This window comes from Seleniivibrio woodruffii (assembly GCF_029267515.1).
GTDB classification, from domain to species: Bacteria; Chrysiogenota; Deferribacteres; order Deferribacterales; family Geovibrionaceae; genus Seleniivibrio; species Seleniivibrio woodruffii_A.
The window spans coordinates 1-23,438 of sequence record NZ_JAJUIS010000014.1 but is presented as its reverse complement, the minus strand read 5'-3'; the positions used below and the strand labels follow the sequence as shown (position 1 = coordinate 23,438).

Annotated in this window: 21 protein-coding genes; 20 read left to right on the top strand and 1 reads right to left on the bottom strand. The window is 47.1% G+C overall.

The window, feature by feature from the left end; genetic code table 11:
- Window positions 1–3 precede the first annotated feature (3 nt).
- From hldE to Q7P67_RS11665, 17 genes are all read left to right on the top strand, one after another.
- Window positions 4–1,416 carry a bifunctional D-glycero-beta-D-manno-heptose-7-phosphate kinase/D-glycero-beta-D-manno-heptose 1-phosphate adenylyltransferase HldE gene (gene hldE, locus Q7P67_RS11745; RefSeq protein ID WP_303852352.1) on the top strand — a complete coding sequence of 471 codons (1,413 nt, stop codon included), beginning with the start codon at window positions 4–6 and terminating at the stop codon, window positions 1,414–1,416.
- Window positions 1,416–2,357, top strand: coding sequence for an ADP-glyceromanno-heptose 6-epimerase (rfaD, locus tag Q7P67_RS11740; protein WP_369696032.1), 942 nt, complete (start codon window positions 1,416–1,418; stop codon window positions 2,355–2,357). The genes hldE and rfaD overlap by 1 nt, the downstream gene beginning before the upstream one ends.
- Window positions 2,357–3,421, top strand: a complete 1,065-nt coding sequence (locus Q7P67_RS11735) for a glycosyltransferase family 9 protein (RefSeq protein WP_303852348.1) — start codon at window positions 2,357–2,359, stop codon at window positions 3,419–3,421. The genes rfaD and Q7P67_RS11735 overlap by 1 nt, the downstream gene beginning before the upstream one ends.
- Window positions 3,422–3,468: 47 nt before the next feature.
- Window positions 3,469–4,794 (top strand): tRNA (N6-isopentenyl adenosine(37)-C2)-methylthiotransferase MiaB, encoded by a 1,326-nt coding sequence (gene miaB, locus Q7P67_RS11730; RefSeq protein ID WP_303852347.1) that lies wholly within the window; start codon window positions 3,469–3,471, stop codon window positions 4,792–4,794.
- On the top strand, window positions 4,787–5,188 hold the full coding sequence (locus tag Q7P67_RS11725; RefSeq protein WP_303852345.1) for a bifunctional nuclease family protein: 402 nt from the start codon (window positions 4,787–4,789) through the stop codon (window positions 5,186–5,188). Before miaB ends, Q7P67_RS11725 begins: the two co-directional genes overlap by 8 nt.
- Window positions 5,189–5,215: 27 nt before the next feature.
- Window positions 5,216–6,238 (top strand): molybdopterin-binding protein, encoded by a 1,023-nt coding sequence (locus tag Q7P67_RS11720; RefSeq protein WP_303852344.1) that lies wholly within the window; start codon window positions 5,216–5,218, stop codon window positions 6,236–6,238.
- A gap of 3 nt (window positions 6,239–6,241) precedes the next feature.
- Window positions 6,242–7,420 (top strand): molybdopterin molybdotransferase MoeA, encoded by a 1,179-nt coding sequence (locus tag Q7P67_RS11715; protein ID WP_303852342.1) that lies wholly within the window; start codon window positions 6,242–6,244, stop codon window positions 7,418–7,420.
- A 115-nt stretch (window positions 7,421–7,535) separates the two neighbouring features.
- Window positions 7,536–9,065 carry a sodium/proton antiporter NhaB gene (nhaB, locus tag Q7P67_RS11710; protein ID WP_303852340.1) on the top strand — a complete coding sequence of 510 codons (1,530 nt, stop codon included), beginning with the start codon at window positions 7,536–7,538 and terminating at the stop codon, window positions 9,063–9,065.
- A 95-nt stretch (window positions 9,066–9,160) separates the two neighbouring features.
- Window positions 9,161–10,699: a sodium/proton antiporter NhaB gene (gene nhaB, locus Q7P67_RS11705; protein WP_303852338.1), complete on the top strand. Its 1,539-nt coding sequence runs from the start codon at window positions 9,161–9,163 to the stop codon at window positions 10,697–10,699.
- A 121-nt stretch (window positions 10,700–10,820) separates the two neighbouring features.
- Window positions 10,821–12,125, top strand: coding sequence for a diguanylate cyclase (locus Q7P67_RS11700; RefSeq protein ID WP_303852337.1), 1,305 nt, complete (start codon window positions 10,821–10,823; stop codon window positions 12,123–12,125).
- Window positions 12,126–12,206: 81 nt separating this feature from the next.
- Complete coding sequence (mqnE, locus tag Q7P67_RS11695) at window positions 12,207–13,217, top strand: aminofutalosine synthase MqnE (RefSeq protein WP_303852336.1); 1,011 nt, start codon at window positions 12,207–12,209, stop codon at window positions 13,215–13,217.
- Between the two features lies 1 nt (window position 13,218).
- Complete coding sequence (locus Q7P67_RS11690) at window positions 13,219–14,034, top strand: hypothetical protein (RefSeq protein ID WP_303852334.1); 816 nt, start codon at window positions 13,219–13,221, stop codon at window positions 14,032–14,034.
- Window positions 14,013–14,813, top strand: a complete 801-nt coding sequence (gene amrB, locus Q7P67_RS11685) for an AmmeMemoRadiSam system protein B (RefSeq protein WP_303852333.1) — start codon at window positions 14,013–14,015, stop codon at window positions 14,811–14,813. Before Q7P67_RS11690 ends, amrB begins: the two co-directional genes overlap by 22 nt.
- Window positions 14,813–15,676 carry a UTP--glucose-1-phosphate uridylyltransferase GalU gene (gene galU / locus Q7P67_RS11680; protein ID WP_303852331.1) on the top strand — a complete coding sequence of 288 codons (864 nt, stop codon included), beginning with the start codon at window positions 14,813–14,815 and terminating at the stop codon, window positions 15,674–15,676. The genes amrB and galU overlap by 1 nt, the downstream gene beginning before the upstream one ends.
- Before the next feature lie 20 nt (window positions 15,677–15,696).
- Entirely contained in the window at window positions 15,697–16,104 is a 408-nt protein-coding gene (locus tag Q7P67_RS11675; protein WP_303852329.1) for an Hsp20/alpha crystallin family protein, read from the top strand.
- A gap of 20 nt (window positions 16,105–16,124) precedes the next feature.
- A complete protein-coding gene (lon, locus tag Q7P67_RS11670) occupies window positions 16,125–18,461 on the top strand; it encodes an endopeptidase La (protein WP_303852328.1) in 2,337 nt (778 codons plus the stop codon).
- 91 nt (window positions 18,462–18,552) lie between these two features.
- The gene (locus Q7P67_RS11665) at window positions 18,553–20,736 is read left to right on the top strand and encodes a cation-translocating P-type ATPase (protein ID WP_303852327.1); all 2,184 of its coding nucleotides are present in this window, start codon (window positions 18,553–18,555) and stop codon (window positions 20,734–20,736) included.
- Here Q7P67_RS11665 and Q7P67_RS11660 read toward each other — a convergent pair.
- Window positions 20,723–20,980, bottom strand: a complete 258-nt coding sequence (locus Q7P67_RS11660; protein WP_303852326.1) for a hypothetical protein — start codon at window positions 20,978–20,980, stop codon at window positions 20,723–20,725. The genes Q7P67_RS11665 and Q7P67_RS11660 overlap by 14 nt on opposite strands.
- A 34-nt stretch (window positions 20,981–21,014) precedes the next feature.
- Here Q7P67_RS11660 and crcB point away from each other — a divergent pair, with 34 nt between their 5' ends.
- Genes crcB through aroC form a run of 3 tightly spaced genes read left to right on the top strand, consistent with a single transcriptional unit; the run spans window position 21,015 to window position 23,053 of the window.
- Entirely contained in the window at window positions 21,015–21,389 is a 375-nt protein-coding gene (crcB, locus tag Q7P67_RS11655; protein WP_303852325.1) for a fluoride efflux transporter CrcB, read from the top strand.
- 1 nt (window position 21,390) lies between these two features.
- Window positions 21,391–21,984, top strand: coding sequence for a molybdopterin-dependent oxidoreductase (locus Q7P67_RS11650; protein ID WP_303852323.1), 594 nt, complete (start codon window positions 21,391–21,393; stop codon window positions 21,982–21,984).
- 1 nt (window position 21,985) lies between these two features.
- Window positions 21,986–23,053 carry a chorismate synthase gene (gene aroC / locus Q7P67_RS11645; RefSeq protein WP_303852322.1) on the top strand — a complete coding sequence of 356 codons (1,068 nt, stop codon included), beginning with the start codon at window positions 21,986–21,988 and terminating at the stop codon, window positions 23,051–23,053.
- The last annotated feature ends 385 nt before the right edge of the window (window positions 23,054–23,438 follow it).

Genomic DNA, 23,438 nt, shown 5'->3' with positions numbered 1-23,438 from the left:
CAGATGTCATTGTACGATTTTTCAGGGGCGAAGGTGCTTGTTGCAGGAGACCTTATGCTGGACAGGTACCATTTCGGTTCCGTTTCCCGCATCTCTCCAGAAGCGCCGGTTCCCGTTGTAAACGTTAAAAGAACAACACAGACTCTCGGCGGCTCCGGCAATGTCGTTAACAACATTGCCCATCTCGGTGCTGAAGCTGTCATGATGGGTGTCTGGGGTGATGATGCCGACGCCCGTATTCTTAAAGGAATGATGGAAAATATTAAGATAGAATGTGATATGCTGGTAACGGATGCGCCGACAACCACTAAACTGCGTGTCATAGGCGAAAAACAGCAGATAGTGCGGCTGGATTTTGAAGAAATTACTCCTATCACGCGCGAGCAGGCGGGGGAAGTTTCGGCACGCGTTAAAGAGCATATAAAATCATGCCGCGCAGTGGTAATCTCCGACTATGGCAAAGGGTTCTGCACGCCGGATGTTTGCGAAGAGATAATCAGGCTTGCGGAACATCAGGGAATACCTGTTATTGTTGACCCCAAGGGGAGCGACTGGCGCAAATATTCCGGCGCAACAACAGTTACCCCAAATGTCAAGGAACTTGCGGAGGCTGTGGGCAGATACGTACCGAACGAGGACGAAGCTATCGTTCTCGCTGCGCGTGAGATAATAGACAGGGTACGGCTGAAATATCTGGTTGTAACCAGAAGCGAAAAGGGAATAACCGTAGTGGACAGCAACGACTATATACACTTCCCGACTGAGGCGCAGGAGGTCTTTGACGTTTCCGGCGCAGGGGACACTGTTGTAGCTTCGCTGGCGCTTGGACTTGCGAAGGGATTTTCCCTGAAAGACGCGGTCACTGTCGCCAACAGAGCGGCGGGCATAGTCGTGGGTAAGATAGGTACTGCTCCGGTTCTGATATCCGAGTTGAACGATTCCCGCGATGTCAAATCAAAACTCATGCCGCTGAATGCACTTTTGAAAGAGCTTGAAAAGGCGAAGCTGACAGGCAGGAAGGTGGTATTCACCAACGGCTGTTTCGACATACTCCATAAAGGGCATGTAACATATCTGAAAAAAGCGGCGGAGCTTGGTGATATCCTCGTTCTTGGGCTTAACAGCGACGATTCCATCCACAGGATAAAGGGACCTGAACGACCCATAAACAACGAAACCGACAGGGCAGAGGTTCTGGCGGCGCTCGAAAGTATCAGCTATATAACTATTTTCAATGAAGACACTCCCTACGAGCTCATTAAGGCGGTTGCGCCGGACGTACTTGTCAAAGGCGCGGACTATAAAATTGACGAGGTTGTGGGAAGAGAGTTTGCCAGAAAAACGGTTTTAATAGATTTTGTGCATGGATATTCAACAACAGCAGTAATTAAAGCGATGCAAGGAGATAAGAAATGATGATAGCTGTAACAGGCGGCGCGGGGTTCATAGGGAGCAACATTGTTAAAGGACTGAACGACGCCGGCTATAAGGATATAATAATCAGCGACAACCTTAAAAAAAGTGAAAAGCATCTGAATATGAACAGACTGTATTTCAATGACTTTGTGGATAAAGAGGATTTTATTGATGTTATTGATGATATAGCTCCTGAAATTGATGTTATTTTTCATCAGGGCGCATGTTCGGACACCATGGAAACCGACGGTCACTATATGATGAAAAATAACTATGAGTACACATGTGCACTTTTCAACAAATGTATCGAACATAATGTCCGTTTTATCTATGCTTCCTCTGCATCTGTTTACGGCAACGGCGACAGCGGTTTTACTGAAAAACGCGAGAACGAATATCCGCTTAACGTCTACGCATTCAGTAAATTCATGTTCGACAACTATTTAAGACGTTATCCCAACGAAGTACCGGTTCAGGTTGCGGGACTGCGTTATTTCAACGTATACGGTCCGCAGGAGAACCATAAGGGCAGAATGGCTTCAGTTATCAGACATTTCTTTAACCAGTACAGAGATACCAAAGAGATAAAGGTTTTCGAGGGCAGCGGTGAGTTTCTGCGCGACTTCATCTACATTGACGATGTGGTGGCTGTTAATATGTATCTGCTGGACAATCCCGACGTCTCAGGTATTTACAACTGCGGAACAGGCAACTGCCGCAGCTTTAAAGACATAGCGGATATCTTTGCAAAACGCTATCCTGATGCAAAAATATCTGAGATACCGTTCCCGGACGCTCTGAAAGGTAAATATCAGAAATATACTCAGGCTGACCTGACAAATCTGCGTTCAACAGGTTGCGATGTGCATTTCACCGCTCTTGAGCAGGGCGTTAACGCTTATCTGGATGTACTTGAAAAAACGGACGGCTATATAATTTAATGTTCATAAAACGCACCGGCAGATTTTCGAGGTTTCTTGACAGGTCTGCCGGTGTTCTTTTTCTCATTCTCCTGTCCATTTTTGTTAAAAAACGCAAAAAATCTGAAAAACCTGAAAGTTTTTGTTTTGTCAAAACCGGAGGTGTCGGCGATATGGTGCTTGTGTCTGCCGTTATAAAGCAGGTGCGGGCGAAATATCCGTCTGCGGACATGACACTTGTCTGTTCACCGGAAAACAGAGCGATGGCGGAGCTTATGACTGACAGCCGCGTGCTGACAGTTTCATACAGAAATCCTGTTCAATGGTTTACCCTCAGAAAACTTAAAACTTTTGATGTACTGATTGATTTCGGTGCGTGGACCAGATTTGATGCGCTTATAAGTTTATTTATTCCTGCTCGGTTCAGGCTTGGGTTCAGAACTGCGGGACAACACAGGCACTATTGTTACGACAGTACCGTGAAACACGACAGAAACAGGCATGAGCTTGACAATTTTTATACTTTGGCAGAGCTTTACTGCGCCCAGACAGGAGTTTTACCGCAATATAAGGCGGAAAAGAACGAAATTTACAAAGATATCGTCATAATGCACATGTATTGTTCGGGTGCGAGGTATATGTGCCGCATGTGGAACTTTGAAAATTGGAAAAAACTCGGAATATTAATAAAAAATAGCGGATTTTACCTTGGTTTTACTGCTTCCGGTGCAGAATCTGTTCATCTTAAAGCATTCTTACGCAGCGAAGGCATTGATGCTTTGATCATAACGGACAGATCTCCCGGCGAGTTAGCCTCCAAATTTAACTCTTGTCGGGGGATCATCTCCGTGAACTGCGGAATATCTCATTTCGCAGCCGCCTGCGGCGGAAAAGTTGTTGAGCTGACCGGTTCTGTAAACCCTAAACGCTGGGGAGCATCGGGCGAAAACGTTTTGCATGTCGTTCCGCCTGATGTCAGGAAAAATCTCTGCTACGGATATGAAAATGATGCTGACGAATACAGCATGGACAGGGTTGCGCCGGAAGAAGTGTTTGAGACGGTGAAAAAAGTATTTCCCTTATAGCCGTGATTCATTATATTTAGGTTTCAGGAAAAATAAGGAGCTTCTTGTTGCGTAAATACTTTATTCACACCATGGGCTGCCAGATGAACGAATATGATTCGCTGCGCATCGCCTCTATCCTCGAAAAAATGGGATTTGCCCCTGCCGAAACAATGGAAGAGGGGGACTATCTGATAGTAAATACATGCAGCGTGCGGGAGAAACCGCAGCATAAAGCGGACTCGTCCATCGGCAGATTCAAGCAGATCAAAAAGAAGAGACCCGACGTTAAAATAGGCTTCTGCGGGTGCGTGGCACAGCAGGACGGCGCAAAGATACTCAAACACAGCAAATACATAGACTTTGTTGTCGGTACAGACGGGCTGGACAGGATGGAAGAGGTCATAGCCTGTGTGGAAAACGGACAGCGCATGTGCGATACGCAGGTGAATGAAGGTTCTCTCTCCATAGGCAGTTTCAGGCGCAGCGTAAACGTTTCGTCATTCGTAACTATTATGAAGGGCTGCGACAACTTCTGCAGCTACTGCATCGTACCGTATGTCAGGGGGCGCGAGAAGAGCCGAACCCTTGGCGAAATTACGGATGAGGTGAAATACCTTGCGGATAACGGTGCAAAAGAGATAACTCTTCTGGGACAAAATGTAAACTCATACGGAAAAGGGCTTGAAATATCAGTGTCCTTTCCCGAACTTATAAACAGAGTAAGCGATATCGAAGGTATACGCCGTGTCCGGTTTGTAACATCGCACCCCAAAGACTTTTCAGAGGAACTGATAGATGTTATCAAAAGTAATGAAAAGGTGTGCGAATACCTCCACCTGCCTTTGCAGGCAGGCAGCGACAGGGTGCTTAAAGCGATGAACCGCAAATATACTTATGATAAATATAAGGATATGGTTCTGCGGGCAAAAGAAGCAATACCTGACATCGCCCTCTCCTCGGATTTCATAGTCGGCTTTCCGGGGGAGACGGACGAGGATTTCGAATGTACGCTGAATGCTCTGCGTGAGATAGAATATGACACCATATTTGCTTTTGCATATTCTGTAAGACCAGGAACCGCAGCGGAAAAACTTGCAGACGACGTGCCTGAACAGGTGAAAAAGATGCGTCTGGCAAAGGTGCTCGACCTCCAGAAAGAGATAATCGCCAGACGGTCGAAGGCATATGAAAAAACCGTTGTGGAGGTTATGGTCGAAGGCAGAGGCAAAAAGGATGAAAAACAATTCAGCGGTAGAAACCGCCAGAATAAAGTGGTAAACTTTTCGAGCGAAAAAGAACTTAATACAGGTGATTTTGTAAAGGTCTACGTTACACAGGCGAGACCGAACAGCCTGTACGGAAAAGCTGTCGAGGGAGACCAAGATGTATGAAGTGAAGGTATATAATGTTATCAGGGAACCTCTTACGTCAAGATATCTGTTGATTCTGGATTCCGTAGATATGACAGAGGAATCCGTTCTCATTCCAATAGGCAAATATGAAGCCGAAAATATTCATTCCAGAAAATGCACAAGCGGCAGATGCAAAAAATCCGCCTACGATATGCTCTCTCCGATACTTGATTCCGTTGAAAGTGTTACTTTCGACAAACTTGTCATAGACAACTGCGACTGTGGAATTTACAAAGCGAATCTGTTTATGACCTCAGGCGGAAACGATGTTAAAATTGACTGCCGCCCGTCCGACGGTGTTATCCTTGCCATGGACAGAAAGATACCCATCTACGTTAAACACCCTTCGGAGTGCTGCGAAATAAACAACTGATATTTTAATCATTATTACAGTGGGGGTATGATGAAGAAAGTTGCCGTTGAGGATGCCGTCGGGCATATCCTCGCATATGATATCACCGAAGTTAATATTGCCAAAGGTTTGAAACACAGAGCATATAAACGCGGACACGTTATTGCTGCTGAAGAGGTGGAGCACCTTAAAAGCCTCGGCAGACGATCCATATTCATTGAAGACGGAAATTCCACAGGAGTGCATGAGGACGATGCGGCGCGCATCGCAGCACCTCTCATTGCAGGAAAAAATATAAAATTCGACGCGGAAACATCAGAAGGAAAGGTCAGCTTCTATGCGGAGATTGACGGACTTTTCAAGGTGGACGAAGAGCGTCTGTTCGACATAAACAACATAGGCGTTCCCTCGCTGCCAACCATCCATAACAATATGGGGGTTGAGGCGGGAAAACAGGTCGCCGCATTCCGTATCATCCCCCTTGTCTGCGAACAAAGCGTCATGGACAGAGTGAAGGATATTCTGGATACACCTCTGATTGAGATAAAACCCTATGTCGTAAAGACTGCCGCCATGCTCATCACAGGAAGCGAAGTATACGAGGGGCGAATCAGGGACGGGTTCCGCCCGAAACTTGAGCCTAAGCTCAACAGAATGGGCGTTGAAGTAATCGACTACCGCATTGTGCCGGACGAACCGGAGATGGTTATCAGCGCTGTCAGAGAGATGGCGGAAAAGGCGGACATGCTCATTACGACCGGAGGCACTTCCGTTGACCCTGACGATATCACAGCGCAGGCTCTCCTTGATGCGGGTGTTACATATGAAATGAAGGGTTCTCAGATACAGCCCGGAAACAACATGACCATGGGATATTACAAGGGGAAACCCGTTTGCGCCATTCCCGCGGCGGCTCTGCATTTTACCGCCACCAGCTTCGACATACTGCTGCCCAGAATACTTGCGGGCGAAAAGATAGGAAAAAAGGATATGGCTCTCCTTGCACACGGCGGTCTCTGCCATTTCTGCAAAAAATGCGTTTATCCCATTTGTCCTTTCGGGAGGGGCTGAGAAATGAAAGTTTCAAGACATAAGGCGAAAGAGATTCTCTATTCCATTGCCGGAGCGCCCGAAACAGAAGAAATAGACGTGCGTGATAGTTATATGCGCGTTCTTGCGGAGGACGTTATTACGGAGCGGGATTACCCAGACTGCCGCAAGTCCGCCGTTGACGGATATGCCCATATCCCAGGATACGAAAGCTACACATCCGCCGGAGAGACAGGTGCAGGACGCAAAGGTGCTGAATCGATAAGCGGGGATGAGACAGTTTTCGTTATGACAGGCGGAAACGTACCCGACAACGCTCTTGCTGTTGCCCGTGTGGAAGACTGCACTGTTGAAAACGGAAGGGTGTTTATCCCCGAATGTAAGAAAGGGGAAAACATCAACAATATAGCCGAAGAGAACGCAAAAGGCGACGTTGCCGCGGCAAAGGGCAGCGTTATTAAAGACGGACTTTTTCCGGTGCTGTTTTACCTCGGCAGAGGAAAGGTGAAGGTCTGCAAACGCCCGAAAATAGGCATATTCGTTACAGGTGACGAGATACTTGAGGCCGGTGAAGAATACCGGAAGGGTTTCGTATACAACACTAATAAATATATCCTCGAATCCATGTTCAGAAAGTACGGGTTCGATTTCGAATACGCAGGACACGTGAAGGACAGCAAAGAGGACGTTGAGGCTGCGTTTGATATGATGTCCGGAAAATACGACATAATAATTTCGTCCGGCGGCATCTCCATGGGCAAATACGACTATGTGAAAGAGGTGTTCAATACCTGCGGCTATGAGATACTCTTTTCCAGAACAGCCATAAAACCAGGCAGTCCCCTGATGGCTGCGAAGAAGGAAGGGTGCACCTTTATCGGTATGCCCGGATACCCTGCCGCGTTCATGACGAATCTGGTGTTCTATATCATACCGTTCCTCAGAAAATGTTACGGATATGCAGTTTTTGAAAACGAAGAAGTATCTGTGACTATGGGCGGAAAAACATCCTCGAAAGAGGGCAGGTTTGATATCAACCGTGCTGCTGTGCGCACAGAAAACGGAGTTTTGACAGGATTCGATGCAGGAACGCAGAAAACATCTCACTTCATCAGCTTTGCGCAGGTGAATGCACTTCTGCTTCTGGACGAAGAGACCGGCACTCTTTCAGCAGGGGATAGGGCGAAAGCTGTTTTACTGTAGAGATTAAGTTTTAACCTTGTAATTTTTTTGTTATGTTATTTCCTGCAAATATTGTTCTTTGTTGAAACATATGCTATGCTTCTCACATATTATAAGTTGGATGAGGGGGCGGCATATGGGTAAGCAGATCATGCACAATTTTCTCGGAGAGGCACCGGACTGGTATAAATTTACGGTTTTGGGGTTTCTTGCGGCAAATCCTTTTCTGCTTGCTGTTTTCGGACCTTTTTTCACCGGATGGGTGATAATCGCAGAGTTTATCTTTACTCTTGCAATGGCTTTGAAATGCTATCCTCTGGCTCCCGCTGGTCTCATAGCTCTTGAATGTATCATTCTCGGACTTACATCTCCCGCATCCGTATACCACGAAACACACGCGAATTTCCCTGTTATCATGCTTTTGATGTTTATGGTTGCGGGCATACATTTTATGAAGGACGGGCTTCTGTTTGTTTTCACCAAACTGCTCATAAACGTGCGCTCAAAGGCAGCGCTTTCGCTTCTCTTCTGTTTTGTCAGTGCATTTCTTTCCGCGTTTCTGGACGCTCTCACTGTCACGGCGGTAATAATAGCCGTCGCATACGGTTTTTATACGGTTTATCACGCATATGCCTCCGACGATGAGGCTGAGGAATACACTGTTGACAGCGACGAACTTGTTCTCGAATCGCATAAAGCCGACCTTGAACAGTTCAGGGGATTTCTGCGAAACCTCATGATGCACGCGGCAGTGGGGACGGCTCTCGGCGGGGTTACAACCATGGTGGGAGAGCCTCAGAACCTTATTATTGCCGAAAAGATGAAATGGCACTTCGCAGATTTCATAATGCACACCTACAGGGTTACTTTCCCCGTACTTCTGGCAGGTCTTGCAACCTGCTGGACACTTGAGAAAATAAAAATTCTGGGCTACGGATACCAGCTTCCTGAAAACGTTTACGAAGTGCTGAAAAAAAATGTGGAAAAACAGGCGGAAGAGATTGACAGCTCAGGAAAGATGAAACTCATCGTTCAGGGTGTTGTCGGTATTCTTCTTGTCGTTTCCCTCGCTCTGCACCTTGCAGAGGTGGGCGTTATAGGTCTGTTCCTTATCGTTCTCCTTGCGGCTTTCAACGGCATTATCAGCGAACATGAGATAGGGCACGCCTTTACGGAATCGCTCCCTTTCACGGCTCTTCTTGTGGTATTCTTCGCTGTTGTGGCGGTGATTCATGACCAGCATCTGTTCAAACCTGTCACGGACTACGTTCTCTCCATGTCAGGCAGCGCACAGCTCGGTGCATATTTCTTAGCCAACGGCGTGCTCTCAGCCGTATCAGATAACGTATTTGTGGCAACTGTTTATATGAATGAGACAATAAGCGGTTTCAAGGATATCGTTCCTCTTCTGGGTACCCAAGAGACCCTTACGCCGGAACAGGCTGGAAGAGTTGAGCATCTTTCGAAACTGGCTGCGTCCATAAATACCGGAACCAACATTCCTTCTGTTGCAACACCCAACGGTCAGGCTGCGTTTCTTTTCCTGCTTACATCCGCTCTGGCTCCTCTGATAAGGCTTTCATATGTTGAGATGGTAAAACTTGCGCTCCCGTATACCATCGTAATGAGTTTAACAGGCTTTGCTGCAACCATCTTTTTGCTGTAATTATTATTTTTAATGACATGTATTCTCCCTTGTGTTTGAAGTAATGATTTTGTAACATTACGCATTGTATGTTAATTACATGAGGAGAATACTCTATGAATATGGGTAAGGTATTCACTGCTAATTTTCTTGGTGAAGCTCCCAATTGGTATAAGCTCACCATTCTCTCTTTCCTGATTCTGAACCCGATTCTTCTGTTTACTGTCGGTCCTTTTGTAACCGGCTGGGTGCTTATCATCGAATTTATTTACACCCTCGCCATGGCGCTTAACTGTTATCCTCTCCCTCCTGCGGGTCTTCTCGCTGTCGAGGCTGTTGTTCTGGGCATGACGTCCCCGGCAACCGTTTATCACGAAGCACACGCCAATTTTCCTGTTATCATGCTTCTGATGTTTATGGTTGCAGCCATCTACTTTATGAAGGACATGCTGCTTTTCATCTTCTCAAGGCTTCTGGTTAATGTCCGGTCGAAGATGCTGCTTTCACTGTTTTTCTGTTTCGCCGGAGCTTTTCTTTCGGCGTTTCTGGACGCTCTAACGGTTACGGCGGTGGTCATATCTGTGGCATACGGATTTTATAAGGTTTATCATGAATATGCGTCTTCACTCAGTGATGTGGAATATAATGTCGGAAACGACGGAAACATCCCTTCAGAGCACCTTGACGATCTCGACCAGTTCAGGGGCTTTCTGCGCAACCTTATGATGCACGCGGCTGTGGGTACGGCTCTCGGCGGTGCATGCACCCTTGTGGGCGAACCTCAGAACCTTATCATCGGCGAAAAGATGAAATGGCACTTCGCGGATTTCTTTTTCCATGCTGCACCTGTTTCAATACCCGTTCTGCTGGTTGGGCTTGCAACCTGTCTTTTCCTTGAAAAGGTAAAGATAATGGGTTACGGCTATCAGCTTCCTCAGAACGTTTACGACGTTCTCAAGCGTTTTGTTGATAAAGAAGCTGAGAAAATGGATTCATCCAGAAAGCTGAAACTGATCATCCAGGGTGTTCTCGGCGTGTCTCTGGTTCTGGCGCTTGCGCTTCACATTGCAGAGGTCGGTGTTATCGGTCTGACCCTCATAGTTCTGCTGACGGCTCTCAACGGTATCGTGAGTGAACACGAGATTGGTCACGCATTCACGGAGGCGCTGCCTTTTACGGCACTTCTCGTTGTTTTCTTCGCCATAGTTGCGGTGATACATGATCAGGAGCTTTTCAAACCAATTATCGGATACGTTCTGAGTCTGCACGGTAATTCGCAGCTTGGTGCTTATTTCATAGCCAACGGCGTTCTTTCGTCAATTTCAGACAACGTTTTTGTGGCAACGGTTTATATGAACGAGACCATGAGCCATTTCAAAGATGTTGCACCTCTGCTGGGGCACCATGCTAGCGACCTTTCTCCTGAAAACTTTCAGAAACTTGAGCACCTTGCTAAACTCGCAGTCTCCATCAACATGGGTACGAACATTCCTTCCGTTGCGACACCGAACGGTCAGGCGGCTTTCCTTTTTCTGCTGACTTCGGCTCTGGCACCTGTAATCAGGCTTTCATACATGGAAATGGTTAAACTGGCTCTTCCCTACACGATAACAATGAGCGTTACAGGCTATCTTGCTACAGTTTACCTTTTGTAAATAGCTGTTGAACAACAAGAACCTGCCCTTATGGGCAGGTTTTTTCATTTTTGCATCTTTTCTGTATCATTTAGCTTTTTATATACACAAAATAATGCTAATATTGATTAGTCGGTGAACAATGCAAGAAGACAGATTTTCATCCATAACTATTCTATATGTTGAAGACGAGCCTGCGATCAGAGAGGGGCTTCAAAGATTTTTCCAACGCCGTTCCGGCACGATACATCTTGCGTCAAACGGACAGGAAGGGCTTGAGCTTTTCGGCAGACATAAACCGGACATAGTTGTTACGGATATCCGTATGCCTGTGATGGACGGTCTAACAATGTCCCGCAGGATCAAAGAGATATCTCCGGATACCCCGATAGTTATCACCACAGGGCACAACGACGAGGAATTTCTTCTGAAAGCCATAGACGTCGGCGTTGACAAATATATTAAAAAACCGGTTGATTTCAGGGAGCTGATGAAGGTTATCCTTAACCTTTCATCCTCTGTACATTACAAAAAACAGCTTGAAGAACAAAACAAGTTCCTCCGCGAGGTGATGGATCTCAACCCTAACTTCCTCGCCACCACAGACGGGACAAACTGCACCTATATAAACGATTCTTTTCTCAGCTTTCTCAAATGCACAGGGCTGGAGGATTTCAACCTGCGCTACGGTTCACTTGAGAAGGCGTTTGTCGATAAAGACGATTCGTTCTATGCCGGAAAAAAGATATCCGAGTGGATACACATAGTTGCAGACGACAGGCAGACAAGCCGCATAGTCGTTATGAAGCCGGATACCAGCGATGACGACGAGGAATCAACTTTCATACTGACGGTGAGACATGTCCCCGGAAAGAACGAGTACCTTATGTCTTTTGCGGACGTTACCCATCTTGAAATGGAAAAGCAGCTTTACATGATTCTTTCGCTGCAGGATCCCCTGACGAAGATATACAACCGAAAAAAGTTCTTCGACGAGCTTGAAAAAGAGGTTGAAAGGGTGAACAGGTACGGTCAGAGGCTGTCCCTTATAATGATGGATGCTGACTATTTTAAAAACATAAACGATATATACGGTCACTCCGTTGGAGATAAGGTTCTGATACAGCTTACGGAGCTTATACGCAAAGGTATCCGCAAAACAGATATTCTCGCACGCTACGGCGGTGAAGAGTTCGCTGTCCTCATGCCCGGAACGGATGCGGAGGGAGCTTTCGAGATTGCTGACAGACTGCGTAACTCCATAGCTTCATATGAATTTCCCGTCTGCAAAGAGGTAACCTGCAGTTTCGGCGTTGCCGAGTTCGCAGAAACCGACACCATCGACAGCTTCGTTCAGAAAGCCGATATCGCCCTCTATGAGGCGAAGAGCAAAGGGCGCAACAATGCCCAGATGTTTGCAGGCGGCTCATTCAGATGCAGCATGTAGCTTCTTTAGTTTAATATTGATTAAAGCGTTGCCATGTGTTAGTTTTCCATTTGATGCCGTGGGCATTTTACGGAGTATGAATTGGAAAATCTGTTCGAAAAAGACTTCCTCTCGCTTGGCAGACAGGCGGATGATATAAGACAAAAGATGTGGGGCAGAAAAACTTTTTTTGTCCGCAACCTGCACCTTAACTATACCAATATCTGCGTGAGCAAATGCCGTTTCTGCGCCTTTGCAAAGGATGAAGGCGATGACGGTTCATACCTTTACGAAGTTGACCAGATGGTCAGATACGTTGACGAAAAAGCTCCTGACGCCAGAGAAATACACATCGTAGGCGGGCTTCACCCCGACAAACCTTTTAAATTTTACACCGATGCCGTATCTGCTCTGAAAACTGCATATCCGGAAAAGACAATCAAAGCATTCAGTGCTGTTGAAATAGATTATTTCTCAAGAATATCAAATCTTTCTGTTGCGGAAGTTCTGAAATCGCTGAAAAAAGCGGGGCTTGAGATGATGCCGGGAGGCGGAGCGGAGATATTCGATCCAGAGGTCAGGAACGTTATATGTCCTGAAAAGATACCCGCCGAGAGATGGATAGAGATACATAAAACGGCGCATAGTCTTGGTATTCTTACAAACGCTACAATGCTTTACGGACACATAGAGAAAGATGAGCACAAAATGCGTCATCTTGAGACACTGAGGGCACTGCAAAAGGAAACCGGCGGTATTCTGGCTTTCATACCACTTTCGTTTCACCCTGAAAATACTTTTCTGAGTCATATCCCCGCTTCAACCGGTGTTGAGGACTTAAAAACCATCGCTGTTTCGAGGATAGTGCTGGACAACGTGCCCCATATAAAGGCTTACTGGGTGATGCTTGGGGAGAAGACCGCACAGGTAGCGCTGCGCTTCGGTGCTGACGACCTCGACGGAACCATCGTCAAAGAGAACATAACCCACGCCGCCGGAGCAAAAAGCAGCGAGGGTCTGACCGTTACGCAGATGGCTGATTTTGCACGTTCCGCGGGGCTTGTTGCTGTTGAGCGCGATGCACTTTATAATGAAATAAAGGTATACGGCTGATATGGCTGATTATATATTTTTAAATCCGTCCCCGAATCTGCTGAAGGTTGCGGAGAACGTCCGAAACCGCGGCTTTGACGTTAAGCTGGTTAAGAACGAGCAGTTTCCCGATATAACGGCGGACAACGTCCATGTTTTTTATGACGGCGGATATCGCACTTTCTACCAGAACGAACCAGGTCTGGGCACTTCAAAACGGTTCATGAAACTGAAAAAATCTTTTCTGTCAGGCTTCAGCGTGAGAAGCGTTTCCAGTGACCTTAGGGGGATTTCCGGCGGGCTTGGCTGCGGGGATATCATAGATCTCTCGCTGTTCAGACGTCAGGCGCTTGAAGACAACAGTCTGGTCACGTCCCCCGTTTCCAGCGCTTCCAGTTTCTCTGCCATTGCCGAGGACAACGGCAACGCGGTCATTGTAACAGGATATCTTGAGTTTGTGGCGGGCAGCGAAAAGCTCTCAATGTACGACACAGATTTTGATATAAACGACGCTTTCGGCAACGATTATATAGTCTTCATGTGTGACGGTCACAGGATTGAAATGTGCCGTTCTGGTAACAGACTGGTGATAATCGGCAGCAAAAGCGCCGACAACCTTGCTTTTTTAAGTTCTAAACTGCATTTTCTGAATAAATTCAGCTTTAAAAGAGTCAAAGAACTGGTAATCTCCCGTAACAGGATGCCGTGGATTATGAACAGTCTGGACAAAAAGCTGATTCTGCTTAATGACTTCAGTTATTTCAACATTTCCGTTAAGCTGACCTCCGAGTGGTTTGATAAGGTAGGTAAACAGATATGCGCAGACAGGCAGCGGTAGCGGGATATTTTTACCCCGCAGACAAGAGTGAACTGACGGAATTTTTCAGAGCGAACACTTTAACAACCCCAAAAAAAGATGCGCTGATGGTTATAGTGCCGCACGCGGGCTATATTTATTCAGGCGCGACGGCATTTAAGACCCTTTCTTCGGTGAACATTCCTGAACATGTCATTTTGATGGGACCCAACCACACGGGCGCAGGACCCGTTATCTCTGTATACCCCGAAGGTGAATGGGAAACGCCTTTCGGCGATGTCAGCACGGATGGGGAAATGGTGGGTGCTCTGTGCTCTTCCGGAATATTTGAGAGAGACACGCAGGCACACAAAAGGGAACATTCGCTGGAAGTTATCGTGCCGATGCTCCTGTTTTTACGTCCTGATGTAAAAATAACGTGTATTACGGTTAAAAATCCCCATAAAAACACTTTAAAATCTGCAGCGGAGGTATTATTTTCGTCCGTTAGAGGTAAAAATGTGCTTGTCGTTGTGAGTTCTGATATGAATCATTTCGAAAATGCACGGATTACGGAGCAAAAAGACTCGATAGCTATACAGGCGCTGTTGAAATCGAACGAAGATATGCTGTATAATAGCGTGTTTGCAAACGACATTTCCATGTGCGGAATTTTTCCCGCATATATAGGTCTGCATTATTGCAGGCTCTGCGGGGAGCACGGAGCGGAACTGGTTGAGCATACCCACAGCGGCGTGAGCTCAGGTGATTTTGACAGGGTTGTGGGCTATGCCGGATTAATATATTCAAAAGGTGATTAATGAGAGTCAGAACTGCTGTTTTCCCTGTTGCGGGACTGGGGACAAGGTTATTACCCGCCACGAAATCCATTCCGAAAGAGATGGTTACTCTTATAGATAAGCCGCTGATACAGTACGCTGTTGAAGAAGTGATAGCGGCTGGCATTGAACGTGTCATATTTGTTTCGGCAAGGAGCAAACGCGCTCTGGAGGATCATTTCGACAATTCGCCGGAACTGGAATACCAGCTTGAGTCAAACGGAAAGATGAAGGTTCTTGAGGAGATGAAACGCATATCGGAAATGTGCGACATAACATATGTCCGCCAGAAGAACCCCAACGGACTTGGGCACGCAGTGCTCTGCGCAAAAGACGCAGTGGGCAACGAACCGTTCGCCGTCATTCTGCCGGACGATATAATAATGAGCAAAGTGCCTGTGACTGCTCAGCTTGTGGAGCAGTTCAATCTGACGAAAAAATCGGTGATATCTCTTATGCAGGTACCGGACGAAGATACTTCCAAATACGGAATAGTCGTTCCCGGCGAGCGGGTTGACGACAGGCTTATGAGACTTGAGGGGATGGTTGAGAAACCTAAGAAAAACCCTCCCTCAAACCTTGCCATAATCGGCAGATATATACTGACCAGCGAGGTCATGGACGCGTTGCAGGTCATCCCCAGAGGCGCGGGCGGTGAGATACAGCTTACCGATGCCATCCTTGAGGTTGCTAAATCCAGCCGGGTTTACGGATATCACTTCGAGGGGAAAAGGTTCGACTGCGGAAACAAGTTCGGTCTTTTCGAAGCTGCGGTGAACTTTGCTCTCGACAGGGAAGATATGCGTGAACACGCGATTAACGTTATAAAAGGTATGCAAATCTGACACCGTGAGAGGTGGGGCAAATGCAGGACAGGATTGAAAAAATAAAATTCATCCACGGCTTATTCAAAAAGGAACTGGATGAGCTTCTGAGGTTTGCAAACTCTGCCAAGGCTAGCCTGACAGAGACGCAGGGTCCGCCCATGGACATTGTTATAAGCGACAAAGACGTAAACCTGTATATCGAACTGCCTGGACTTTCCGCAGATGATTTTACGGTTTATCAGCTCGACGATCTCATTGTTGTCGAGGGTATGAGACCCAAAGAAAACATAGAACAGGTGCGGTTTATCCGTGTCGAAAGGGAGGCTGTGTGGTTTCGCCGTGTTGTCCGCCTGCCTTTCTGTGTGAACGATTCTGAAACCACGGCAAAACTGAAGGAAGGTGTTCTTACAGTTAAGATATCCAGATGCGCCTGTGAAATAGAGTGATTCATTGATAGGAGGAAAGTATGGAACAATTCGAGCAGGAAATTAACATACCCGATGAGCTTCCGCTCCTTCCCGTGCGGGACATCGTGGTTTTCCCATATATGGTGCTGCCCCTTTATGTGGGCAGGGAACAGAGCATTGCCGCTGTTAACGAGGCACTGAATGAAGACAGGCTTATTTTCCTTGCCTGCCAGAAAGATGCGTCTGTTGAAGATCCTGAGAAGGAAGAGATATACAAGGTCGGTACAGTCGCGGTCATTCTGCGTATGCTCAAGATGCCTGACAGCAGGGTTAAGCTGCTTATTCAGGGTATTAAACGTGCGAAAATAACTGAATTTGTTGAGAGCGATCAGGGGATGCGCGTAAAGATAGAGCAGATAAACGATTCTGTCAAACAGGAGAATATTGACGAGCAGGCGCTCCTTCGCCATTCGAAAGACCTTCTCAGCAAAGCGGTTTCACTTGGAAAGCCGATGCTTCCGGATCTGCTGGCAGTCATTGACAGTATAGACGAACCGGGCAAGCTGGCGGATATAATCGTTTCCAACCTCGGACTCAAGATGGACGAGGGGCAGCAGGTTCTTGAGATAGAAAATCCTGTGGACAGGCTGAAAAAAGTAGGTGAACTGCTCAACCGCGAGATATCCATTCTGGAAGTTCAGCAGAAGATAATGAACGACGCCAGAGGCGAGATTGACAAGAGCCAGAAGGAGTATTTCCTCCGCGAACAGCTCAAGGCTATCAAAAAAGAGCTGGGAGAAGAGGACGACTTTCAGGTTGAGATGGATGAATATGCCAAAAAGATAAAGAAATGCAAAATGCCTAAGAAGGTGAACGAGGAGGCTGTCAAACAGCTTGACAGGCTCTCGAAAATGCATCCGGATTCCGCCGAGGCGACAGTTGCAAGAACGTATCTCGACTGGATGGTGGAAGTGCCCTGGAGCAAAGCCACTAAAGATATGATAGATATAAAGAACGCAAAAAAAATACTGGATGAGGATCACTTCGGACTGGAAGAGGTCAAAGACAGAATTCTGGATTTCCTTGCTCTCCGCAAGCTGAAAAATGATCTGAAAAGCCCGATCCTCTGCCTTGCTGGACCTCCCGGAGTGGGTAAAACCTCGCTCGGAATGTCCGTTGCGAAGGCAATGGGCAGAAAATACGTCCGCATGTCGCTGGGCGGTGTGCGCGACGAGGCTGAGATACGCGGTCACAGAAGAACGTATATCGGCGCGCTCCCCGGCAAGATAATTCAGGGCATGAAAACTGCGGGCACCAATAACCCCGTGTTCATGCTGGACGAGATAGATAAACTCGGCTCAGACTTCAGAGGCGACCCGTCGTCCGCTCTGCTTGAGGTGCTTGATCCCGTGCAGAACGTGGCGTTTACCGATCACTATCTCGGAGTGCCGTTCGATCTGTCGAAAGTCCTGTTCATAACAACGGCAAACTACCTCGACCCGATACCTCCGGCGCTGAAAGACAGGATGGAGATAATCAACATCCCCGGCTACACCGAAGAGGAAAAGATAAAGATAGCGGAAAAGTATCTGATTCCCAGACAGAAAAAAGAGAACGGCATAGATGAATATGAGGTGACGTTCACAAAAAAAGCTCTTTCGGAGCTTATTTCCGGCTATACAATGGAGAGCGGACTGCGTAACCTTGAGCGTACAATCGGCACTGTGTGCAGAAAGATAGGGCGTAAGATTGCGGAGGGAGACAAAGCAAAATCCTTTGTCGTCACTGATAAATCGCTTGAAAAATACCTTGGTCCCATAAAGTTCCTCGGCGAGGACGCACTCAAGGAGAACGAGGTAGGTGTCGTCACAGGGCTTGCGTGGACTCCTGTGGGCGGTGACGTGCTGTTTGTGGAGTGTACCAAATTTAAAGGTAAGGGCGCGCTTAACGTTACGGGGCAGCTCGGCGACGTTATGAAGGAATCTTCACGTGCGGCAATGACATACGTTCGTACAATCGGAGAGAGATACGGTATCAGCAACGAGGATTTCGAAAGTTACGATATCCACGTTCACGTGCCTGCAGGCGCGATACCGAAAGACGGACCCAGCGCAGGTATTACAATGGCTACGGCTATTCTGTCCTGTCTGACAGGTAAAAAGGTGGATAAGAGCGTTGCCATGACGGGCGAAATAACCATCACCGGAAAGGTTCTGCCCATCGGCGGTCTGAAAGAAAAACTGCTGGCGGCAAAACGCCACGGCATAAAAAAGGTGCTGGTGCCCGAAAAGAACGAAAAAGACCTGCGCGGATTGCCGAAATATGTAACCCAGTCCCTTGAGATAGTGTATGTCAGCACATTTGATCAGGTTGTGCCGCACGCACTTATAGATTAAATATTTAAATATTCGAAAAAGCTCCCTTGCAAAACACGGGAGCTTTTTTTATATTGATTTTGAATATCATTAATAATTGTCGGAGTTCATAATGTCCTCAAAACTTACAGAAAAGAGCGTCAATATCGGCGGAATGACCTGTGCTGCGTGCGTTCGCCGCGTTGAGAAAAAGCTGGGCAAGGTGGAGGGCGTTAAGTCCGTCGCAGTGAACCTTGCCACGAACTCCGCCGCTGTGGAGTATGACCCCGCGGTTGTGGATATGGACGAAATAGCTCAGGAGATTGAACGCATCGGCTACGTTTACAAAGGCGTGGATAGAGACATTGCGGACGACGAAACGGAGCTTTATTACGCAAAGGCGCTGAAACTTTCTGCCCCAGTAACGTTTATAGTCTTCCTCTTTTCGATGGTTATAATGCCGCCTCATGAATATATGGGCATAACAAACTGGGTGATGATGTTTCTTTCGCTCTATGTAATGTATTTCGGCGGGCGTTCATTCTATAAGATAGCTTGGAAAAACCTTAAAAACCGCACTTCTGACATGAACACGCTACTGGCGCTGGGCACACTCTCCGCGTTTTCATATTCTGCCGCGGTTACGATATATCCTAAATTTTTTGAGGATCACGGTGCGGCACACGTTTACTATGACGCTTCGGTAGTAATCATAACATTTATCCTGCTGGGCAAACTCCTTGAAACCAGAGCGAAAAAGAAAGCGGCAGGCGCTATTGAGGCTCTTCTGAATCTTGCGCCAAAGACTGCCACGATAATAGAGAACGACGGCGAGCGTGAAGTCGCAGTTTCCACCCTTAAAATAGGTGATGTTATCCGTGTAAAACCCGGCGGTTCCATAGCGGTTGACGGCATGGTCGAACACGGACAGGGCAGCGTGGACGAATCCATGCTGACCGGTGAATCCGTTCCTGTTTCAAAAAGAGCAGGGGACAGCCTGTTTGCCGGAACCATACTGACATCCGGCACACTGCTCTATAAGGCAACCTCTGTCGGCACCGACACAGTCCTTGCGGGCATAATCAAAGCCGTTAAAGGTGCCACTGCATCCAAACCGCGCGTACAGCGCATGGCAGATCAGGTCTCAGCAGTGTTTGTTCCCGCGGTGCTCATAATCGCCGCTGTGACATTTCTTGTATGGATAACTGTCGGACCCCAGCCTGTGCTGACAAACAGTCTTCTTGCGTTCGTTTCCGTGCTTATCGTTGCGTGTCCCTGTGCGATGGGACTTGCCACGCCCACAGCCGTCATGGTTGCCACCGGACGGGGTGCATCCGAAGGTATTCTTGTAAAGAACGGAGAAACGCTTGAAAAGGCTTGTAAGGTCAACAGGGTTATTTTTGATAAAACAGGTACTCTGACAACGGGTAAACTGAGAGTTGAGAACGTGTACACCGCGGTGGGCTATACGGAGGAAAAGCTGGTCTCCTATGCCGCGTCGCTTGAGGCGCTTTCCGAACACCCTCTTGCGAAGGCGGTTGTTACACATGCCAAAGAGAAAAATCTTCCTCTGCAACATGTTGAAGAGTTCGTTAATATCGACGGTGAGGGTGTTAAGGGTAATCTGGACGGCAGAGAGGTTCTGGTCGGTAAACTTGATTTCCTGAAATCCAACGGTGTGGATGCTGTACCGTCTGATTTCGCGGGGTCTCATGTTTATGCGGCTGTGGATGGAGTTTATGTCGGCGTTTTCGGCATTGCGGACACGGTTAAAGATGATGCGGCTGGTACCGTTTCCAAACTTAAAAAGATGGGTATCGTTCCAGTAATAATTTCTGGCGACAACGAAAAGTCCGTTAAAAGCGTGGCGGAAAAACTTGAAATATTCGAATATTTCAGCGGCGTTAACCCCAAGGGCAAACTTGCCAAACTGCACGAATACAGAGACAGGGGCGACATTGTGGCTATGGTTGGCGACGGTATAAACGATGCTGCGGCGCTTGCGGCGAGCGATGTAGGGTTTGCCATGAGCAGCGGAACTGAAGTAGCTATGCAGTCCGGCGACATAACCATTATCGGAGACAAAACGGACAGGATTGTGAAAGCTATAAAACTGTCAGGCAATACGCTGGCAATAATCAGAGAGAATCTTTTCTGGGCGTTCTTCTATAATATTGTGCTTATTCCTCTTGCGGCGGGCGTTTTCTATCCGGCTTTCGGAATACGCATGATGCCTATGTACGCAGGTATAGCTATGGCGTTTTCGTCAGTTAGTGTTGTAAGCAACTCTCTCAGACTGAAAATTAAGAGGCTTTGACGGCGGAACGCTTTATTTTCGCTCCGATTATCTGTCCTGCGACGGAAAACAGCAGAAACAGCGGAATGAACGTCCATGGGGTATGGGTTGAAATGCGTATTACCGCAACAACAGGAATCGGCGCGTGGACGCAGGCGAACCAAGCCAGAGAAAATTTTCTGGTATTGGCTCTTATCCAGCCGAAAGGCAGGTTTAAAATAAACGCAATCACACAGATTGCAATAACGCCTTGAATTGATGTCATAATTTCTATATAAGACTGAAATGAGGTTTTGTAAATGAAAATTTTGCTGATAGGAATAGGCGGCTTTCTTGGCGCTATCGCCAGATTTTACACTACAAAATGGACAAACAACCTGATAACAGACAGGATTCCGTTCGGAACCGTAGTTGTTAACGTCGCAGGTTCATTCATCCTTGGACTCGTGGTTGTTCTGTCTGTGGAAAAGCTGATTGCCAGTGAAGACATCAGACTTTTTGTCGGTGTCGGCGTTATCGGCGCATTCACGACATTTTCCACCTTTTCTGTGGAAACGGTTTATCTTCTGGAAGAGGGTGCTCTTATGCCTGCTTTCACATATATAGCATGTAACCTGTTTCTCAGTCTGCTTGCTTCATACGGCGGGATGCTTCTCGCCAGACATATGGTATGAAATGGGATTTCTCAGGAATATAAAATGTCCGGTGTTCAACGCCGAACGCATTAAAGAAGTGCCGGAGAGGGCTGAATATACCTTGCAGATTGGCGGCGGGTGTGAAAAAACAGGTATATATAAACTGGATGAGTTTCTGGCAAACTTTAAGATTCATACCGTCAGCAGCCGTCTTACCTCCGTTTCAAAATGGAGCGTAAGGGCAGACTGGCAGGGGATTTTGTGGCAGGATTTTTTAGATTGGGCGAAACCTACGGACAAATATAAGTTTTTATATACAGAGAGCTGGGGAGGCTATAAAACCTCTCTGTCAGCGGAACTTTTGCTTAACCCGCGTGTGCTTATATGCACGGGAGTTGCAGGAGAAGAGATTGAATATGAATACGGTGGCCCTTTGCGGATGATTATCCCGAACCAATGGGGATTTAAAAGCTGCAAGTGGTTGAGAAAGATATACTTTACCGACGAATACGTGCGAGGTTTCTGGGAAGCGAACGGATACGGCGACGACGGAACGATACTTCCATGTATGGTCGAAGACGTTAACACCGGAAAGCATGTGCGCATTAAGGGCGGAGAGATTACGGAGTTTTAATATGGCAGGAAATACATTCGGAAAGAATTTCACTATAACCACATTCGGAGAGAGCCACGGAAAGGCTGTAGGGGTCGTAATAGACGGCTGTCCGCCTAACATTGATCTTTCTGTTGAATATGTCCAGAAAGAACTGGACAGACGCAGACCGGGACAGAGCGAGGTATCAACCCCGCGCGACGAGTCCGACACAGTTGATATTTACAGCGGCATATTCGAAGGCAAAACCACGGGAACGCCTGTCATGATGATGGTGTTTAATAAAAATCAGATGTCCAGAGACTACGATGATGTTAAGAACGTGTTTCGCCCCGGACACGCGGACTTCACATATTTCTCGAAATACGGCATACGCGACCACAGAGGTGGCGGGCGCTCGTCTGCGAGAGAGACCATCGGAAGGGTATGCGGCGGCGCTGTCGCAAAGGCTGTGCTGGCACAGATCGGAATTGACATCAAGGGATATGTCATTCAGGTGGGACCCCACAAGGCTGTTAAACGTGATTTCGATTACATAGAAAAGAACATCATCCGCACCTGCGACCCGGATGCGGTTCAGTCCATGACTGATTATATATTGGAAGCGAAGAACGAAGGCGATTCAGTGGGTGCTATTGTGGAAGTGACCATCAAAGGAGTGCCTGTGGGGGTGGGCGAGCCCGTTTTCGACAGACTGAACGCCAACCTTGCAAAAGCGATACTTTCTGTTCCCGCCGTTAAAGGCATAGAGTTCGGAAGCGGTTTCGGTGCGGCGCTTATGCGCGGCAGCGAACACAACGATGAAGTTACCAGATACGGCTTTCTTTCAAATAATGCAGGCGGTACCCTTGGGGGAATTGCCAGCGGACAGGACGTTGTGTTCAGGTTTGTTGTTAAACCTGCCAGCTCAATAACCGTACCCAAAAGAGGTATAGACCTTTATGGGAACGAGAAGACAATCATTACGGAAGGTCGCCACGATCCGTGCGTTGCTCCCCGTGTTGTACCTGTCGCTGAAGCCATGTCAGCGGTCACTGTTCTTGACATGATTATGTCTGACAGAGCTGTTGCAAAGTTTTTTTCAAAATAGATGAAATAAGTTGTTGACTTAACAGGTACGATTGGCTATAACACATCTCCGCTTGAGAGCACACCTTGAATGGTGAAAAAATTCAGGCGGAAAAGATGTTAGAAACACAGCATCGAAAGATGCCGCTCACTTTTTTAAGGTACTGAAAAGAAATCTTAAAAAAGCAAAAAAAGAGATTGACAAGGTTGGCTGAATAAAGTAAGCTCACCGACTCCTGAGAAGGTTAAGCGCCTTTGAAGGTTTAAAAAGAGATGTTAGAAACTTTAAAAAAGAGATTGACAAAGGTGAGTAAGTTTGATAGATTCACCAGCCGCTTGAGAGAGCGGGTTGCTCGAAAGACCGGACGGAAGGAAAAAGGAAGTTTGAAAAAAACTTCTTGACTTTA

Coding starts and splice junctions, on each gene's coding strand:
- rfaD (WP_369696032.1), top strand. CDS start 1,416: ATGATAGCTGTAACAGGCGGCGCGGGGTTCATAGGGAGCAACATTGTT.
- Q7P67_RS11665 (WP_303852327.1), top strand. CDS start 18,553: ATGTCCTCAAAACTTACAGAAAAGAGCGTCAATATCGGCGGAATGACC.
- Q7P67_RS11660 (WP_303852326.1), bottom strand. CDS start 20,980: ATGACATCAATTCAAGGCGTTATTGCAATCTGTGTGATTGCGTTTATT.
- nhaB (WP_303852340.1), top strand. CDS start 7,536: ATGGGTAAGCAGATCATGCACAATTTTCTCGGAGAGGCACCGGACTGG.
- aroC (WP_303852322.1), top strand. CDS start 21,986: ATGGCAGGAAATACATTCGGAAAGAATTTCACTATAACCACATTCGGA.
- Q7P67_RS11700 (WP_303852337.1), top strand. CDS start 10,821: ATGCAAGAAGACAGATTTTCATCCATAACTATTCTATATGTTGAAGAC.
- galU (WP_303852331.1), top strand. CDS start 14,813: ATGAGAGTCAGAACTGCTGTTTTCCCTGTTGCGGGACTGGGGACAAGG.
- Q7P67_RS11690 (WP_303852334.1), top strand. CDS start 13,219: ATGGCTGATTATATATTTTTAAATCCGTCCCCGAATCTGCTGAAGGTT.
- nhaB (WP_303852338.1), top strand. CDS start 9,161: ATGAATATGGGTAAGGTATTCACTGCTAATTTTCTTGGTGAAGCTCCC.
- hldE (WP_303852352.1), top strand. CDS start 4: ATGTCATTGTACGATTTTTCAGGGGCGAAGGTGCTTGTTGCAGGAGAC.
- crcB (WP_303852325.1), top strand. CDS start 21,015: ATGAAAATTTTGCTGATAGGAATAGGCGGCTTTCTTGGCGCTATCGCC.
- Q7P67_RS11715 (WP_303852342.1), top strand. CDS start 6,242: ATGAAAGTTTCAAGACATAAGGCGAAAGAGATTCTCTATTCCATTGCC.
- Q7P67_RS11650 (WP_303852323.1), top strand. CDS start 21,391: ATGGGATTTCTCAGGAATATAAAATGTCCGGTGTTCAACGCCGAACGC.
- Q7P67_RS11725 (WP_303852345.1), top strand. CDS start 4,787: ATGTATGAAGTGAAGGTATATAATGTTATCAGGGAACCTCTTACGTCA.
- amrB (WP_303852333.1), top strand. CDS start 14,013: ATGCGCAGACAGGCAGCGGTAGCGGGATATTTTTACCCCGCAGACAAG.
- lon (WP_303852328.1), top strand. CDS start 16,125: ATGGAACAATTCGAGCAGGAAATTAACATACCCGATGAGCTTCCGCTC.
- Q7P67_RS11720 (WP_303852344.1), top strand. CDS start 5,216: ATGATGAAGAAAGTTGCCGTTGAGGATGCCGTCGGGCATATCCTCGCA.
- Q7P67_RS11735 (WP_303852348.1), top strand. CDS start 2,357: ATGTTCATAAAACGCACCGGCAGATTTTCGAGGTTTCTTGACAGGTCT.
- Q7P67_RS11675 (WP_303852329.1), top strand. CDS start 15,697: ATGCAGGACAGGATTGAAAAAATAAAATTCATCCACGGCTTATTCAAA.